This is a genomic window from Streptomyces sp. NPDC051136, from assembly GCF_044455745.1.
Taxonomy (GTDB): Bacteria; Actinomycetota; Actinomycetes; order Streptomycetales; family Streptomycetaceae; genus Streptomyces.
This window is the reverse complement of the sequence record NZ_JBITFE010000008.1, coordinates 220,273-236,986: the sequence shown is the minus strand read 5'-3', so window position 1 is coordinate 236,986 and position 16,714 is coordinate 220,273. Positions and strand designations below refer to the sequence as shown.

The following is a 16,714-nucleotide window of genomic DNA, read 5'->3' as shown; positions in this document are numbered from 1 at the left end:
CCTGGCCCGCCGAGCGCCACGCCGGGCATCGCGTGCTGCTCGCCCGGCACGTCGACAACGAGTCGCAGACCGTCCTCAGTGAATCGTCCGCCCCCGCTCGTCCGGCACCCCGGACTTGCGCAGGAAGTAGCTGTTGACCTGGTCGCGCCACTCGCGTGCCGAGCGCACCTGCTCCTCGTACAGCTCCGCCACCCGCGCGTGCCGGGCGGGCGCCACCAGGTCCGCGAGGCCCGCCCACACCCGGCGGGCCTCCTCGGCCTCCTCGACGCCCTCGAAGTGCGTGTCGTAGATGTGCTGGATCACCGTCCTGCCGCTGTGCAGCACATGGCCGTAGGGCACGTGGTGGAAGAACAGGAGCAGTTCGTCGGGGCAGGTGCCCGGCGTCTCGTACAGCTCCGCCCAGGGCTTGGCGTACTGGGCCGCGTACCCGGTGCCGGTTCCGGCGCTGCGGTCCACGCCGACGCCGTCCCGGTCGGCGAAGTGGTAGGTGCCCCAGGGGCTGTACTCGTAGCCGTCCACGCTCGGCCCGTAGTGGTGCCCGGGCTGCACCATGAACCCCACGCCGAGCGGCGCCGTGTACTTCTCGTACGTCGCCCGGGAGCCGTCGAGCACGGCGCGCAGGCCCTCGGTCAGCCGCCGGCCGGCGCCCGGGTGGGTCAGCGCGATCCACTCGCCGAGGACCGCCCGCGGGTCGGCCGCCGGGTCCCAGGCGAGGCGCCCGAAGGTGTACAGGTTGGCCTGGGCGAGCGGGTGGCCGGTCCAGAACGGGTCGTCGCCCACGTTGGACACCGCCACCAGGGCGTCCGCCAGCCGCCCGACGCTCACCTCGCCGTCCGGACGCGCGCGCAGCACCTCGCTCCACATCGGGCCCAGCCAGCACACGTGCCGCTGCTGCCCGGTGTACTCCTGCGTCGCCTGCACCTCCACCGCGAGCCGGGTGCCCGGCATCGCCCCGATGAGCGGCGACAGGGGCTCGCGTACCTGGAAGTCCATCGGGCCGTGCTTGACCTGGAGCACCGCGTTCGCGGCGAAGGCGCCGTCCAGCGGCACGAAGTGGTCGTAGGCGGCCCGGGCGCGGTCCGTCGTCCGGTCCCGCCAGTCCTGGCGGTGGTCGTAGACGAACGCCCGCCAGTGCACGGTGCCGCCGTACGGGGCGAGCGCGGCGGCCAGCAGGTTCGCGCCGTCCGCGTGTGTGCGGCCGTACGCGAACGGGCCCGGCTGGCCCTCGGAGTCGGCCTTCACCACGTAGCCGCCGAAGTCCGGGACCGCCTCGTACACCCGCGCGGTCGCCCCCGCCCACCAGTGACGCACCCGCTCGTCCAGCGGGTCGGCGGTGGGCAGCGCGCCGAGGACCACGGGGGCCGCGAAGGTGACCGACAGGTGCGTGCGCACGCCGTAGGGCCGCAGCGCGTCGGCGATCGCCGCGACCTCGCCGATCCGGTCGGTGAGCAGGTGCGCCTCGGTCGCGTGGACGTTGACGTTGTTGACGCACACCGCGTTGATCCCGCAGGCCGCGAGCAGTCTGCCGTAGGCCCGCACCCGGTCGAGACCGTCGCGGGCGCGGCCGTCGGACCAGAACAGCGAACCGCCCGCGTAGCCCCGCTCGACCTGGCCCATCACCGGGTGCACGGCCACGTTGTCCCAGTGGTCCAGCATCCGCAGCGCCAGGGCCGGGCGGTGCTCCTCCCGGACCGGGCCGCCCAGGAACGCCGACTCGCCGAGCCGCACGACGTGGAACAGGCCGTACAGCAGCCCGCGTTCGCCGGACGCCGTGACGGTGGCCCGGCCGTCCGCACGGACGAACCCGAACCCCTCGTCGCCGAAGTCCCGTCCGTCCCCGGCGCCTTCGCCGTCTCCGCCGTCCCCGTCCCCGCTCACGCCCCCGTCCGCCAGGTCCAGCACGAGATCGGCCGGGGCGTCCTCGCCCACCGGAACGCCCCCGAACCGCTCGCAGGCCGCGGCCACTTCACCGCGCACCGTCTCCACGAGCGGGCCGGTGCCGCGCACGAGCGTGCGCCGGGTGCCGACCGCGCGGAAGGCGGCGTCCGGAAGCCACGCCGGGTCGATGTCCTTGCCGTCCGAGTCCCGCATGCGTCGAGCGACCGCCCCTTCGACCACGAGTGGTGTGCCTCCGGCGGCTGCCACCGGCGCACCGCCATTCTGATCCATCCGGCGGGCGCGGGGAACGGGGCGGAACGCGCGGGCGGCGGGCCCGGACCGAAGCCCGGACCCGCCGCCCGTCCGTCAGCGCTGCCGACCGCCTACGCCAGCAGTTCCACCTCCGCCAGCGTGTGCTCGCCGTCCAGGACCAGCCGGTACTTCGCGTACGAGCCCGGCGACTTCACCGAGAACGCCCGCGTCTGCCGGTCCCAGGCGAAGGACTGGCCCGAGCGCTCGTCCAGCGTCCGCCAGGTCGTGCCGTCGGCCGAGCCCTCCAGCTTCCAGCCGGCCGGCGCCTCGGTGCGGTCCGCCGAGGAGGTCAGCGTGTACTGGACCGCCTCGGTGCCCTCGCCCGACACGGGCAGGTCCACCGACGTCACCTTCGCGTCCGTCGCCGAGGTGTTGTCGAACAGCGCGCCCTCGCCCGTGATCGCGTCGGCGCGCGGCGTCGGCACCTCGTCGTCCCGGGTGATCGACGGCGGCGCCGCGTCCTCACCGGTGGCCCACGAGGACGGCTTCGCGCCCATGTCGAACTCCAGGACGCCGCCCTTGGCGAGCAGCGAGTGGGGCAGCGACGTGGAGTTCCAGCGCTTGCCGTTGACCTTCAGGCCCTGCACGTAGACGTTCCTCGTGCTGTTCTTCGGCGCCTTGACGACCAGCTCGCGGCCGTTCTCCAGGTGGACCGTGGCCTTGGTGAACAGCGGGGACCCGACGGCGTACTCGCCGCTGCCCATCACCAGCGGGTAGAAGCCGAGCGAGGAGAAGAGGAACCAGGCCGACTGCTCGCCGTTGTCCTCGTCGCCGTGGTAGCCCTGCCCGATGTCACTGCCGGTGTACAGACGCTGGAGCACCTCGCGGACGTTCTTCTGCGTCTTGTACGGCTGCCCGGCCGCGTCGTACATGTACAGGGCGTGGTGGGCGACCTGGTTGGAGTGCCCGTACATGCCCATGCGGACGTCCCGCGCCTCGACCATCTCGTGGATGACGCCGCCGTAGGAGCCCTTCAGCTCGGGGGAGGCCGTCTCCGGGGTGGAGAGGTACTCGTCGAGCTTGTCGCCCAGGCCGCTGCGGCCGCCGTACAGGTTGGCGAGGCCGCGGCTGTCCTGCGGGGCGGTGAAGGCGTAGCCCCAGCCGTTGGTCTCCGTGTAGTCGTAACCCCACACGCGCGGGTCGTACTTCTCGGAGTCCACGCGCCAGTTCCCCTTGGCGTCCTTGCCCTGGAAGAAGCCGGCCTTCGCGTCGAAGAGGTTCACGTAGTCCTGCGCGCGGTTGAGGAAGTACGCGGACTCCTCCTTGTACCGCTTCTCGCCGGTGTCCTTGTAGAGCTTCTCGCCCATCTTGGCGATGCCGTAGTCGTTGAGGTAGCCCTCCAGCGCCCACGACAGGCCCTCGTGCGTCTCGGTGCCGGTGTAGCCGAGGAACGGCGAGGAGTCCATGCCCTTGCGGCCCACGCCCGAGGACGGGGGCACGACGGTGGCGTTCTTGAGCGCCGCGTCGTACGCCGCCTCGGTGTCGAAGTCGACGCCCTTGACGTAGGCGTCGGCGAAGGCCACGTCGGAGGAGGTGCCGGTCATCAGGTCCGCGTAGCCGGGGGAGGACCAGCGCGAGGTCCAGCCGCCGTCCTTGTAGTGCTGCACGAAGCCGTCGACCAGCTCACCGGCCTGGGAGGGGGTGAGGAAGGAGTACGCGGGCCAGGTGGTCCGGTAGGTGTCCCAGAAACCGTTGTTGACGTAGACCTTGCCGTCCACGATCTTCGAGCCGGTCTCCGTGGGCGTGTCCGCCTTCACCGCCTTGGAGAACGGGGAGGCGTACCGGTACTTTCCGCCGACCTTCTCGTGTCCCGAGTTCGGGTACAGGTAGAGGCGGTAGAGGCTGGAGTACAGCGTGGTCAGCTGGTCCCGCGTGGCGCCCTCCACCTCGACCTTGCCGAGGATCCGGTCCCACTGCTTCTGGGCGTCGCGCTTGACCTTGTCGAAGGAGGTCCGCTTGGGAATCTCCTGGCGCAGGTTGTCCTTCGCCTGGCCGACGCTGATCAGCGAGGTCGCGATGCGCAGCGTCACGGCGTGGTCCCGGCCGGCGTCGAAGCGCAGATGCCCCTTGACGCCGCTGGAGTCGCCGCCGGTCACCTTGCTGTCGAACTCGCCGTAGACGAAGAGGCGGGTGGCACCGGTGGAGCCGCCGGACTTGACGTCCGAGTAGCCGGTGAAGGTGCCGTTCTCCTTGTCCAGGGTCAGGCCGGCCTGGTCCTCGACGTTGTCGAAGAGCACGCTCGCGTCGTCACCCGGGTAGGTGAAGCGCATCATCGCCGCGTGGTCGGTCGGCGTCATCTCGGCCTTGACGCCGTTCTCGAACCGCACGCCGTAGTAGTACGGCTTCGCGGTCTCGTTCTCGTGCCGGAAGGCCAGCTCGCGGGCCTCGCGGCCGGTGTCCGGGGTGCCGGCGGCGGCCGAGGGCATCACCTGGAAGGTCTGCCGGTCGCCCATCCACGGGCTCGGCTCGTGGCTGGCGCTGAACGCCTGCACGGTGGGCAGGTTGTCGTCGTTGTTGCCGCTCGCGTACTCGTAGAGCCAGCTGAGCGAACCGGCGTTGGTCACCGGCGTCCAGAAGTTGAAGCCGTGCGGCACGGCGGTCGCGGGGAAGTTGTTGCCGCGCGAGAAGCTGCCGCTGGAGTTGGTGCCGCGGGTGGTGAGCGCGTAGTCGGACAGGTGGGCCTGCGGGCGCTCCGGCGCGGCCTGCTTGATCTCCACGTCGTCCAGCCAGCCGCGGAACTTCGCGGGGCCCTTGGCGGAGTCGTACGCCACCAGGATCCGGTCGACGGTCTTGCCGGCCGCGACCGAGCCGATGCCGGACTCGACGCTGTTCCACTGGTTGACGTAGAGGATCTTGGCGTCGCCCTGGCCGCGCGGCGTCAGCGGGAACCCGTGCTGGTCGGTGGCGTTCAGGCCGCTCAGGTAGGTGCCGTCGGTGAAGGCGAGGTCGACGGAGACATTCGTGGCGTCGTAGTCGAGGTCGCCGTCCGCCATCGACGGGAAGATCTTGTACGACAGCTCGGTGCGCCGGTCGACCTTGACGTCGACGTCGAAGACCTTGTTGTACGAGTAGGCCCGGCCGTCGGCGGTGTGGCGGCCCGCGTAGCGCAGCGCGTGGGTGCCGGTGAAGCCCGCGTCCGCCTTGGCGGTGGGTGAGCCCGCCGGGCCGTCGTCGACGGAGGAGAGCATGTCCTCGGGGGTGGGGACGTCGGTGCCGCCGGTGGCCAGCTGGACGTCGGCGAGCTGGAGCGCGTCGCCGGCCCCGTTGTTCTTGGTGATCTCCAGCCGGAAGTGCTGGAACTCGGCCGTCCCGGCCAGTTCGTACGTCTTGGTCTGGAACCGCTCGCCGAAGGACTCCCCGCTGCGGGTGTCCAGCGTCTGCCAGTCCTCGCCGTCCACCGAGCCCTTCAGCGTCCAGTCGGCCGGGTCGCGTTCGTCGTGGTCGTTGGCCGAGGTGAGCGCGTACTTGGCGATCTTCTGGGGAGCGTCCAGGTCGAACTCGACCCAGCCGGTCGGGGCGAAGGTCAGCCACTTGGTGCCCGGCTCGTTGTCGAAGAGGTTCTCCTTCACCTCCCCGCCGCCCGTGTTCTCGGCACTGGCCCGCACCTCGGTGACGTGCTCCGTGACGTTGCCGGGTATGCCCGTGCTGAAGCCGCCGTCCACCCCGGAGGCCCGCTTGCGGCCGTGTGCGTCGGTGTCCACGGTGTCGAGCCAGTCCGGAGCCGGGTCGCCGGCCTCGAACGACGACGAGAACTCCCGGTCGGCCTTCGCGGGCGCGCCGGGCAGGGCGACCGCCGCCCCCTGTGAACCCACCGCCAAGGCGAAGGCGGTCGTCATCACGACCGCCGGACCCCATCTGTGCCGAACTCTGTCCTGCATGTCCTGGCCACCCTCCCTGCGCTGGGGACAACGTTGTCAATTCGATCGCGCAAGGACCAGTAGGGGTCAAGTGGTAAGTGATGTCAAGGGTGTTGGATGTGGCGTTCGGGGGTTATGCCAGGGATTCTTACGGCATGCGATGCACAGGCCACTCATATTTCCGGGAGGTCTCAACTCGGAAAAGACGTACCGGGAACCTTGCATTCGATCTTGCTCCGCCGACGGAAAGTGGACTATACCTGTCGGCCACCGGGGGATACGGGGGGAACCGCGACGAGGAACCGCCCACGCGCCCGAACAGCAGTGACACCATCGTGACTGCACAGGCAGTACCCGCTTTTCCCGCAAGGCCCAGCACGACCCAGCACGACCCAGCGTGACCCGATCGCGGTGCCGGCGAGGATCCGGTTCACCGCCTGAGTCCTGGAGAAGGCGAGGACTTGAGCATGGGATCCACCACCGGCGTGGGCCATCACGATCTGATCAGGCGGAGCGCGACCGACGCTCCGGCCCCGGCGACTGTTGTGCCGGCATCACTCAGCTGATCATCGGCGCCGCACCGCGGCTCCGAGACGACGGCGACAACGCCTCACGTGTGGCCGGCGCAGGACCGGTCCGGTCACGGCGGCCGCACATGCAGCACACCCGGACAGAACCAATCGATCAGTGAGGATGCAAAGATGACCATTCGTGCCGGCTCTCTTGACAGGCGGACACTCCTGCGCGGCGCCATCGCCACCGCGGCGATGGGCTCGTTCGCGGTCGCGTGCAGCTCTCCCTCCAGCGAGGAGAAGGACAGCGACGGCGGCCCGAAGGGCGAGAAGAGCGCCCAGAACCCGTTCGGTGTCGCCGCGAACTCCACGATCGAAGCGGCCATCTTCGACGGCGGCTACGGCACCGACTACGTCGACTACACCAACCAGGTGCTCGGCAGTCACGTCAAGGGACTCAAGGTCCAGGTCAAGCCGGTCGTCGACATCGCCCCCCAGCTCCAGCCCCGCTTCGTCGGCGGCAACCCGCCGGACCTCATCGACAACTCCGGTGAGGACCAGATCGGCTTCCTCGGCATCCTCGACCAGCTGGAGGAGCTCGACGACCTCTTCGAGGCCAGCACCTACGAGGGCAAGAAGATCGCCGACATCGTCTACCCCGGCGTCAAGGACCCCGGCACGTTCAAGGACAAGTTCGTCGCGCTCAACTACGTGATGACGGTGTACGGCGTCTGGTACTCGAAGACGCTCTTCGAGGAGAACGGCTGGACCCCGCCGAAGACCTGGGACGAGGCGCTCGACCTCGGCCAGGAGGCGAAGAAGAAGGGCAAGTACCTCTTCGTCCACGGCAAGGAGGCGGCGACCTACTACCGCACGCTCCTGATCGACTCGGCGATCAAGGAGGGCGGTGACGAGGTCCGGCTCGCCCTGGAGAACCTGGAGAAGGGCTGCTGGTCGCACCCGGCCGTCCAGGGCGTCATCAAGGTCATGGAGACCATGGTCAAGCAGAAGATGTTCGTCCCCGGTGGCTCCGGCACCCAGTTCCAGAAGGCGCAGGCGATCTGGAGCAACGACCAGAAGGCGCTGCTCTACCCGTCCGGTGGCTGGATCGAGAACGAGATGAAGAAGGCCACCAAGGCCGACTTCCAGATGACCGGCATCCCGTCGATGACGCTCACCGACAAGCCGGCGCTGCCCTACGAGGCCCTCCGCGCGGCCGCCGGTGAGCCGTTCATCGTGCCCAAGCAGGGCAAGAACCGGGCCGGCGGCAAGGAAGTGCTGCGGGCGATGCTGTCGGAGAAGGCGGCCGCCAACTTCTCCAAGACGAAGCTTGCCCCGACGATCGTCAAGGGCACCGTGCCCGCCGACGGCTACGGATCGACGGCGCTCGTCTCGCAGACGAAGATGCTGGAGGCCGCGGGCACCAACATCTTCAACTACATGTTCGTCGAGACCTACGGGCTGAACACCGACCAGCTGGTGCCGTGGAACTCGTTCCTCGCCGGTGACCTCGACGGCAAGGGGCTGACCTCGGCTCTGCAGAAGATCTCCGACAAGGTCCGGGAAGACGACTCCGTCGACAAGGTCAAGGTCAGCTAGCACCGCGATGAAAGACACGATCCCCACTGCCGAGACCGCGAGCCGCCGGCCCGAGCCGGCCGCTCGCGGCGGGCGGCCATGGCGCCGCAAGCTCACGTTCGACCGGGTGACGTTCTTCCTCGCGTTCCTCGGTGTCCCGCTGGCCATCTTCGTGATCTTCGTTCTGATCCCGTTCGGCCAGGCGATCTTCTGGGGGATGACCGACTGGCGCGGCTTCAGCCCGGACTACAACTTCGTCGGCTTCGACAACTTCACGAAGATGTTCCAGGACGACATCTTCCTGAAGGCCTTGCGCAACGTCGCACTCCTCGCGGCCTTCGTGCCGCTGGTGACGCTGACGCTGGCCCTCGGGGTCGCCGTGGCCATCACCCTGGGCGGGCCCAGCAAGGGCCCCGTCCGAGGGATCCGGGGAGCGTCGTTCTACCGGATCATCTCGTTCTTCCCCTACGTCGTGCCGGCGATCATCGTCGGTCTGATCTGGGCGCAGATGTACGACCCGAACGCCGGCCTGCTCAACGGCGTCCTCACCGGCCTCGGCCTCGACCGGTTCGACACGTTCGCCTGGCTGGGCGAGAAGGCCACCGCGATGCCGGCCGTGATGTTCGTCATCATCTGGGGGCTCGTCGGATTCTACGCGGTGCTCTTCATCGCCGCGATCAAGGGCGTTCCCGGCGAGCTGTACGAGGCGGCGAAGATCGACGGGGCCGGCCGGTTCCGCACCACGATCTCGATCACCCTGCCGGCGATCAGGGACAGCGTGCAGACGGCGTACATCTACCTGGGCATCGCCGCCCTCGACGCGTTCGTCTACGTCCAGGCGATGGTGCCGAACGGCGGCCCGGACAACTCGACCCTGACGATCAGCCAGCGTCTGTTCAACGTCGCTTTCGCCAAGCAGCAGTTCGGATACGCCACCGCGATGGGCGTGGTCCTCGCCGCCGTCACCCTGGTGTTCGCGGCGCTGGTGTTCCTCGTCAACCGTCTCACGGGCGGCGGCGAGGGCGAGAGCAAGAGGAAAGCACCTGGGTCCAGGGCTCGGCGTGCCGCAGCCAAGGGAGGTGTCCGGTGAGCGTCATCGCCGCCGACCGGAAGCCGGCCAGTGACCGGAAACCGGCGAGCGACCGCAAGCTGACGAGGGCCGCCGCGAGCAGCGACCGCAGATTCGCGGCGATCTCGCACACCCTGCTGATCCTGTGGTCCGTGATCGTGATCGTGCCCATGCTGTGGGTGCTGGTGTCGTCGTTCAAATCGACCAGCGAGATCCTTTCGTCGCCGTTCTCACTGCCGGATCACTGGCGCTTCGAGAACTACGCGAACGCGTGGACCGACGCGAACATCGGGAAGTACTTCCTGAATTCCGTGATCGTCGTGGTCTCGGCACTGATCCTGGTGATGCTGCTGGGCGCGATGTGTGCCTACGTTCTCGCCCGGTTCGAGTTCCCCGGACGCCGACTGATCTACTACGTGATGCTCGCCGGCCTGACCTTCCCGGTTTTCCTGGCGATCGTTCCGCTCTTCTTCCAGTTGCAGAACTTCGGGCTGCTGAACACACGTCCCGGACTGATTCTCACCTACGTCGCGTTCGCGCTGCCGTTCACGATGTTCTTCCTCTACTCGTTCTTCCGGTCCCTGCCGCATGACGTGTACGAAGCCGCGCTGATCGACGGTGCCGGGGACTGGCGGGCGTTCTTCCAGGTGATGCTGCCGATGGCCCGTCCGGGCATGGCGGCGGTGGCGATCTTCAACTTCTTGGGCCTGTGGAACCAGTTCCTGCTTCCGGTGGCGCTCAACACCGACCAGGACAAGTGGGTCCTCACTCAAGGCATGGCCGCCTACGCGTCCTCGCAGGTCTACGACATCGACTACGGTGCGCTGTTCGCGGCGATCGTGGTCACGGTGGTGCCCGTACTCCTCGTGTACTGCGTCTTCCAGCGGCGGATCGCCGGTTCGGTGTCGCAGGGCACCTTCCGCTGACGCCCACCACCGCTTCACCCGTCGTACGCAGGGGTCCGTCCCCGGAGAGACAGCTCTCCGGGGACGGACCCCTGCGGTGTACCGCCGGCAGCCCTGTCGTGGACACGGCCTGGAACCGATTTCTTTCAAGGGCTTGACGCCACTGGGGGACTCAGCGGAGTTTGGGGTTCATAACTTGTACAAGGTCCGCATCGCACCGGGTGACGCGGACCCAGGGGATGAGGGTGAGAGTCAATGGAGACTCCCGGGTCGCAGTCGTCGCTGCACCGAGCCAACCTGGAACGGGTCGTACGAGCGGTACGGCTCGCCGGTTCGCTCACGCAGGCGGAGATCGCGAGGACGACGGGCCTGTCCGCGGCCACCGTCTCGAACATCGTCCGGGAGCTGAAGGACGGCGGAACGGTCGAGGTCACACCCACCTCCGCGGGCGGCCGGCGAGCCCGCAGCGTCTCGCTGAGCGGCGACGCCGGGATCGTCATCGGCGTGGACTTCGGCCACACCCACCTGCGCGTCGCGGTCGGCAACCTCGCCCACCAGGTGCTCGCGGAGGAGTCCGAGCCGCTGGACGTCGACGCGTCCGCGGCCCAGGGCTTCGACCGGGCGGAGCAGCTGGTCAGCAGGTTGATCGCCGCCACCGGCGTGGACCGCGCCAAGATCGCCGGGGTGGGTCTCGGCGTGCCGGGCCCGATCGACGTGGAGTCCGGCACGCTGGGCTCGACCGCCATCCTGCCCGGCTGGGGCGGCACCCGGCCCGCCGAGGAGCTGCGGGGGCGGCTCGGCGTGCCCGTGCACGTGGACAACGACGCCAACCTGGGCGCCCTGGGCGAGCTCGTCTGGGGCAGCGGCCGGGGGGTGCGGGACCTGGCGTACATCAAGGTCGCCAGCGGTGTCGGCGCCGGTCTGGTGATCAACGGGAAGATCTATCGCGGCCCGGGCGGCACAGCGGGTGAAATCGGGCATATCACCCTCGATGAGGCCGGTCCCGTCTGCCGGTGCGGCAACCGGGGTTGCCTGGAGACCTTCGCGGCAGCACGCTATGTGCTTCCGCTCCTCCAGCCCAGCCACGGCACCGACCTGACGTTGGAGGGCGTCGTCCGCCTGGCACGTGACGGTGACCCCGGTTGCCGTCGGGTGATCGCCGACGTCGGCCGCCACATCGGCAGCGGAGTCGCCAACCTCTGCAACCTGCTCAACCCGAGCCGAGTCGTCCTCGGCGGCGATCTCGCCGAGGCCGGCGAGCTGGTGCTCGGGCCCATAAGGGAGTCCGTCGGGCGGTACGCCATCCCCAGCGCGGCGCGTCAACTCTCGGTACTTCCCGGGGCCCTTGGGGGCCGTGCGGAGGTGCTCGGGGCCCTCGCCCTCGCCCTGAGCGAGATGGGCGATTCGACGCTGTTGGACGGATCTGCGACCGGCGCTCTGCCGGCGGCCACGCCTGCCTTCACTTAGAGCACGGATGGCACCGTTGTCATCTCGTTAAGGATTTACTTCTTGACGTCGCACGTGCGGCCGAGTTGACTTCCAGCCACCTCGGCCGCAACGTCGCGGCCTCGTCAGGGAGGTTTCTGAAGTGAACACGCGTATGCGTCGCGCCGCCGTTGCTCTCGCCGCCGGTGCCATGGCCGTCTCTCTCGCCGCCTGCGGCAGCGCCAAGGAGTCCGGCGACAAGAACGACTCGTCGGACTCGGCGGCCAAGAAGGGCGACGACATCAAGGTCGGCCTGCTCCTTCCGGAGAACCAGACCGCGCGGTACGAGAAGTTCGACAAGCCCATGATCGAGAAGAAGGTCAAGGAGCTCACGAACAACAAGGGCGAGGTCGTCTACGCCAACGCCAAGCAGGACGCCAGCCTGCAGAACCAGCAGGTCGACACCATGGTGACCAACAAGGTCGACGTGCTGATCATCGACGCGGTGGACTACAAGGCCATCGCGGGCTCGGTGAAGAAGGCCAAGGACGCCGGCATCAAGGTCGTCGCCTTCGACCGCCTGGCCGAGGGCCCCATCGACGCCTACACGTCGTTCGACAACGTCACCGTCGGCAAGACGCAGGGCGAGGCCCTCCTCCAGGCCCTGGGCGACAAGGCCAAGGACGCCCAGATCGTCATGATGAACGGCTCCTCCACCGACCCGAACGCCGCCCAGTTCAAGGAGGGCGCCCACGCCGCCCTCGACGGCAAGGTGAAGGTCGGCCGCGAGTACGACACCAAGGAGTGGAAGCCGGAGAACGCCAACGCCAACATGGAGGGCGCCATCTCCGCCCTCGGCAAGGGCAAGATCCAGGGCGTCTACTCCGCCAACGACGGCATGGCGGGCGGCATCATCACCGCCCTGAAGGCCGCCGGCATCGCGGACGTCCCGGTCACCGGCCAGGACGCCGAACTCGCGGGTGTGCAGCGCATCGTCACCGGTGAGCAGTACATGAGCGTCTTCAAGTCCTACCCGAAGGAGGCCGAGACCGCGGCCGAGATGGCCGTCGCGCTGGCCAAGGGCGAGTCGCTCGACTCCATCGCCAACGACAAGGTCGACAGCGCCACCGCCAAGGGCGTTCCCGCGGTCATCGTCCCGGTCGTCTCGCTGACCAAGGACAACATCAAGGAGACCGTCATCAAGGACGGCTTCTACACCATCGACGAGATCTGCACCGCCAAGTACAAGGCCGCCTGCGACAAGATCGGCCTCAAGTAAGCGGATCCGCGTCCCGGGCCGCGTGAGCGCCCCGGGCCGGCCGCCCCGGCTCCTCCGGCGCCCCGCACTCATCAGCCCCGCAAGCTACGCGGGGCGCCGGACGGAACAACCCCCCAACAAACTTCTGCACAACCTCCCGCCGGGTCAGGCGGCGAAGGAGATGGTTCACGTGTCCGCTACGCCCGTGCTGGCGTTGCGCGGGGTCTCCAAGCGATTCGGTGCCGTCCAGGCGCTCACCGACGTAGAGCTTGAGGTCCACGCCGGTGAGGTGGTCGCCCTGGTGGGCGACAACGGAGCCGGAAAGTCCACGCTGGTCAAGACGATCGCCGGCGTGCACCCCATCGATGAAGGCGCCATCGAGTGGGACGGCAGGTCCGTCACGATCAACAAGCCGCACGACGCCCAGAACCTGGGCATCGCGACCGTCTACCAGGACCTCGCGCTGTGCGACAACATCGACGTGGTCGGCAACCTCTTCCTGGGCCGGGAGATCCGCCGGCGCGGTGTCCTGGACGAGGTGGAGATGGAGCGCCGCTCCCGCGAGCTCCTCGACACGCTGTCCATCCGCATCCCGAGCGTCCGCATCCCGATCGCCTCGCTCTCCGGCGGTCAGCGCCAGGTGGTGGCGATCGCCCGGTCCATGCTCGGCGAGCCCAAGCTGGTCATCCTCGACGAGCCCACCGCGGCTCTCGGCGTCGAGCAGACCGCGCAGGTCCTCGACCTCGTGGAGCGGCTGCGCGAGCGCGGCCACGCCGTCATCCTCATCAGCCACAACATGGCCGACGTCAAGGCGGTCGCCGACAAGGTCGCAGTCCTGCGCCTCGGGCGCAACAACGGCATCTTCGAGGTCAAGTCGACCTCGCAGGAAGAGATCATCTCCGCCATCACGGGCGCCACGGAGAACGCCGTGACCCGTCGTGCGGCGCGCACCAATGGGGAGATAAAGAAGTGAGCATCGACAAGACCTCCACCCCCGCCGAGGACTCGGTGGAGAACCCCGCGGCCGCCGCCGGGGCGGCCACCGTGGTCGACCCGAGGCTGCTGGTGCGCGAGCAGGGCCTCGCGGGCTACATCGGCGAGTTCAAGCGGAAGATGAAGGCCGGTGACCTCGGCTCCATCCCGGTCGTCGTCGGACTGCTGATCATCTGGGCCATCTTCACCAGCCTGAACTCCAACTTCCTCACCGCCGGCAACTTCTCCGACATGTCGGTCGCCATGGTCGGCACCGGCATGATCGCCGTCGGTATCGTCTTCGTCCTGCTGCTCGGCGAGATCGACCTGTCGGTCGGCTCCGTCAGCGGTGTCGCGGGCGCCACCTTCGCGGTGCTCAGCGTCACGCACGGGATGAACGAGTGGCTCGCCCTGCTGCTGGCCGTTCTCACCGGCACCGTGGCCGGTGCCCTGCACGGCTTCGTCTTCGCCCGCATCGGCGTGCCGGCCTTCGCCGTGACGCTGGCCGGACTGCTGTTCTGGCAGGGCTTCATGCTGCAGATCCTGGGCGACAACGGCACGATCAACCTCGATTCCGAGGGCGTGGTCGTGAAGATGACCAGCTACTACTTCAGCGACGTGGCCGCCGCGTACGGCCTGGCGATCGTCGTGACCGCGGGGTACTTCCTCACCGCGTTCTTCGACAACCGCCGCCGCGAGGCCGCCCAGGTGCCCTCCCGGCCGCTGAACGAGATCATCGTGCGCACGGTGCTGCTCGCGATCCTGGCCTTCGCCGTGGCGATCGTCTTCAACCAGTACAAGGGCCTGCCGCTGGCCGTGGTGATCTTCCTGGCGTTCCTGCTGCTCACGGACTTCGTCCTGCGCCGCACCGCCTACGGTCGCAAGATCTTCGCCCTCGGTGGCAGCGTCGAGGCGTCCCGCCGTGCCGGCATCAACGTGGAGCTGGTCCGGATCTCGGTCTTCGCGATCGCCGGCGGCTTCGCCGCGATCGGCGGCCTCTTCGTGGCCTCGAAGATCGCCTCCGCCAACCAGGGCGCGGGCACCGGCGAGTTCCTGATGAACGTCATCGCCGCGGCCGTGATCGGCGGTACGTCCCTGTTCGGCGGCCGCGGCCGCACCTGGGACGCGCTGCTCGGTGTGATGGTCATCGTCTCGATCCAGTACGGCCTCGCCCTGGAGGGCATCGCCTCGCCGGTCCAGTACATGATCACCGGTGGCGTGCTGCTGGCGACCGTCGTCATCGACGCGGTCACCCGCAAGACGCAGAAGTCGGCCGGCCGCGCGTAGCTTCCCGCACGGCCGACGACGGTCCGCCCGCCCGCCCAGCTGAGCCCTGGGCCGGCGGGCGGACCGCTTTTCCCTGCCGATGCCTCCGTGCCGCCGTCAGCAGGCGCCGAGGTCCTGCCAGACGCCCCACTGGCCGGTGGTCCCGGGCTCCTCGCCGGTCGTCCACCACTTGGCCTTCCAGGTGTGCCCCGCGTGCGAGACCTGCTGCCCGCCGGTGTAGACCGCGCCGGTGTTCCACGGGGCGGCCGTGCACTGGCTGCCGTTGCCACCGGTGACGGTCAGCGCGTACGTGGCGCTGTGGCTGCCGGACGCGCTGGTGCCGGTGACGGTGACGGAGTAGGTCCCCGACACGGCCTTGTCGGTGGTGGCGAGGGTCAGCGTCGACTGCCCGCCCGCCGTGACCGAGGCGGGACTGAAGGACGCGGTGACCCCCGCGGGGACCCCGCTCGCGGTGAACCGCACCGTCTCGGCCGCACCCGACTTCACCGCGGTCTTCACCGTGGTGGTGGCCGAGGCGCCCGCCTTCACCGTGCCGGAGGCCGGGGCCGCGGAGAGGGTGAAGTCGTTCGCCGGGGCGGTGCTGCCGCCGGTGAACGGCGCGAAGATGTGCGAGAAGTCCCAGGTGTTCTGCTGGATGCCGGAGCAGTTGTCGGCCGCCGCGCCGCCCGCGCAGCCGCCGTTGTCCCGTTGCAGCGCCCAGAAGGACAGCGTGTTGATGCCCTGCTTCAGCGCCCAGTCGTAGACCGTGCGGGCGTTGGCCAGGGTGAAGGTCTCCGCCGGTCCGAAGTCGTCGACGCCGATCATCTCGATGACGCCGATCATGCGCCACAGCTCGGCGGAGGACTTCTGCGGGTACAGCCGGGCCAGCACGTCGTGCAGGCCCTGGGTCGCCGTCTGGGTGTCCTTGGCCATGTCGTGCTGCTGGTTGTCGTAGTAGTCGAACGTCATGAGGTTGACGACGTCGACCCTCGTGCCGTTCTTGACGGCGTTCTCCAGCAGGGCGACGCCGTTGCTCGCGAGGCCCCGGGTGGTGGTGGGCAGCGTGTAGGAGATCTCGACGTCGCGGCCGTTCGCGGCGGCCCAGTCCTGGACCAGCTTGATCGCCTTGTTGCGGCGGTCGATGCCGGCGGCGTTGTCCAGCGAGTCGATCTCGATGTCCATGTCGAGCCGGCTGACGTCGTAGGTCGTGATGACCTTCTCGTAGACCGCGGCGATCTGCTGCACGTCGGTGCAGCTGTCGGCGATCTCGGTGCCGGTGGTGTCGGCCGTGTAGCCGCCGAACGAGGGGATGACGTCGCCGCCGTTCGCCTGGATGGTGTCGACGTCGGCGCCGAAGGTCGACTGGGCGACCGGCATCGACGTGTCGCCGTTCCAGTACGCCGTGCAGGAGCCGGGGGTCGCCGTCTGGAGGAAGGCCATGGTCAGGTGCTTGGCACCCGACTGGGCGGCCAGTGCGGCCGGGCTCTCGCCGGTCCAGGCCTCGAAGTAGGGGGCGAAGACCCGGTCCGGCAGCGGGGTCGCCGCCTGGGCCGTGCCGGTGCCGGACAGGGCGAGGCCCGTCGCGGCCACGATGGTGGCGGCCGCGGTCAGGGCCGCGCGGATGGAACGCATGCGTCTCATGTCAGTCCCGGTGTGTGTGGGGTGAACGTCGAATCCCGTGC

Annotated in this window: 10 protein-coding genes; 7 read left to right on the top strand and 3 right to left on the bottom strand. The window is 69.0% G+C overall.

Annotation, left to right across the window (positions count from 1 at the left end; genetic code table 11):
• Positions 1-75 precede the first annotated feature (75 nt).
• Together ACIBCJ_RS23950 and ACIBCJ_RS23945 are read right to left on the bottom strand one after the other, a co-directional pair.
• Complete coding sequence (locus ACIBCJ_RS23950) at positions 76-2,091, bottom strand: alpha-glucuronidase (RefSeq protein WP_365978367.1); 2,016 nt, start codon at positions 2,089-2,091, stop codon at positions 76-78.
• A 170-nt stretch (positions 2,092-2,261) separates the two neighbouring features.
• Entirely contained in the window at positions 2,262-6,068 is a 3,807-nt protein-coding gene (locus ACIBCJ_RS23945) for a GH92 family glycosyl hydrolase (protein ID WP_365978366.1), read from the bottom strand.
• A gap of 746 nt (positions 6,069-6,814) precedes the next feature.
• Between ACIBCJ_RS23945 and ngcE the strand changes: the two genes are divergently transcribed.
• From ngcE to ACIBCJ_RS23910, 7 genes are all read left to right on the top strand, one after another.
• Positions 6,815-8,158 (top strand): N-acetylglucosamine/diacetylchitobiose ABC transporter substrate-binding protein, encoded by a 1,344-nt coding sequence (ngcE, locus tag ACIBCJ_RS23940; protein WP_362101383.1) that lies wholly within the window; start codon positions 6,815-6,817, stop codon positions 8,156-8,158.
• Between the two features lie 7 nt (positions 8,159-8,165).
• Entirely contained in the window at positions 8,166-9,227 is a 1,062-nt protein-coding gene (locus ACIBCJ_RS23935; RefSeq protein WP_362101046.1) for a sugar ABC transporter permease, read from the top strand.
• Complete coding sequence (locus ACIBCJ_RS23930) at positions 9,224-10,132, top strand: carbohydrate ABC transporter permease (RefSeq protein WP_362101044.1); 909 nt, start codon at positions 9,224-9,226, stop codon at positions 10,130-10,132. Before ACIBCJ_RS23935 ends, ACIBCJ_RS23930 begins: the two co-directional genes overlap by 4 nt.
• Positions 10,133-10,366: 234 nt before the next feature.
• Complete coding sequence (locus ACIBCJ_RS23925) at positions 10,367-11,578, top strand: ROK family transcriptional regulator (RefSeq protein WP_365978365.1); 1,212 nt, start codon at positions 10,367-10,369, stop codon at positions 11,576-11,578.
• Positions 11,579-11,711: 133 nt separating this feature from the next.
• Entirely contained in the window at positions 11,712-12,815 is a 1,104-nt protein-coding gene (locus ACIBCJ_RS23920) for a sugar ABC transporter substrate-binding protein (protein ID WP_365978488.1), read from the top strand.
• Between the two features lie 160 nt (positions 12,816-12,975).
• Entirely contained in the window at positions 12,976-13,767 is a 792-nt protein-coding gene (locus tag ACIBCJ_RS23915) for an ATP-binding cassette domain-containing protein (RefSeq protein WP_031046702.1), read from the top strand.
• Positions 13,764-15,053, top strand: coding sequence for a sugar ABC transporter permease (locus ACIBCJ_RS23910; protein WP_362101039.1), 1,290 nt, complete (start codon positions 13,764-13,766; stop codon positions 15,051-15,053). The genes ACIBCJ_RS23915 and ACIBCJ_RS23910 overlap by 4 nt, the downstream gene beginning before the upstream one ends.
• Before the next feature lie 96 nt (positions 15,054-15,149).
• Here ACIBCJ_RS23910 and ACIBCJ_RS23905 read toward each other — a convergent pair whose 3' ends face one another.
• Positions 15,150-16,673, bottom strand: a complete 1,524-nt coding sequence (locus ACIBCJ_RS23905; protein WP_365978363.1) for a glycosyl hydrolase family 18 protein — start codon at positions 16,671-16,673, stop codon at positions 15,150-15,152.
• Positions 16,674-16,714 lie beyond the last annotated feature (41 nt).

What these genes read in the sequence shown, in the direction of transcription:
- ACIBCJ_RS23950 (WP_365978367.1), bottom strand. Translation starts at nt 2,091, where the DNA reads ATGCGGGACTCGGACGGCAAGGACATCGACCCGGCGTGGCTTCCGGAC.
- ACIBCJ_RS23945 (WP_365978366.1), bottom strand. Translation starts at nt 6,068, where the DNA reads ATGCAGGACAGAGTTCGGCACAGATGGGGTCCGGCGGTCGTGATGACG.
- ngcE (WP_362101383.1), top strand. Translation starts at nt 6,815, where the DNA reads ATGGGCTCGTTCGCGGTCGCGTGCAGCTCTCCCTCCAGCGAGGAGAAG.
- ACIBCJ_RS23935 (WP_362101046.1), top strand. Translation starts at nt 8,166, where the DNA reads ATGAAAGACACGATCCCCACTGCCGAGACCGCGAGCCGCCGGCCCGAG.
- ACIBCJ_RS23925 (WP_365978365.1), top strand. Translation starts at nt 10,367, where the DNA reads ATGGAGACTCCCGGGTCGCAGTCGTCGCTGCACCGAGCCAACCTGGAA.
- ACIBCJ_RS23920 (WP_365978488.1), top strand. Translation starts at nt 11,712, where the DNA reads ATGCGTCGCGCCGCCGTTGCTCTCGCCGCCGGTGCCATGGCCGTCTCT.
- ACIBCJ_RS23915 (WP_031046702.1), top strand. Translation starts at nt 12,976, where the DNA reads ATGGTTCACGTGTCCGCTACGCCCGTGCTGGCGTTGCGCGGGGTCTCC.
- ACIBCJ_RS23905 (WP_365978363.1), bottom strand. Translation starts at nt 16,673, where the DNA reads ATGAGACGCATGCGTTCCATCCGCGCGGCCCTGACCGCGGCCGCCACC.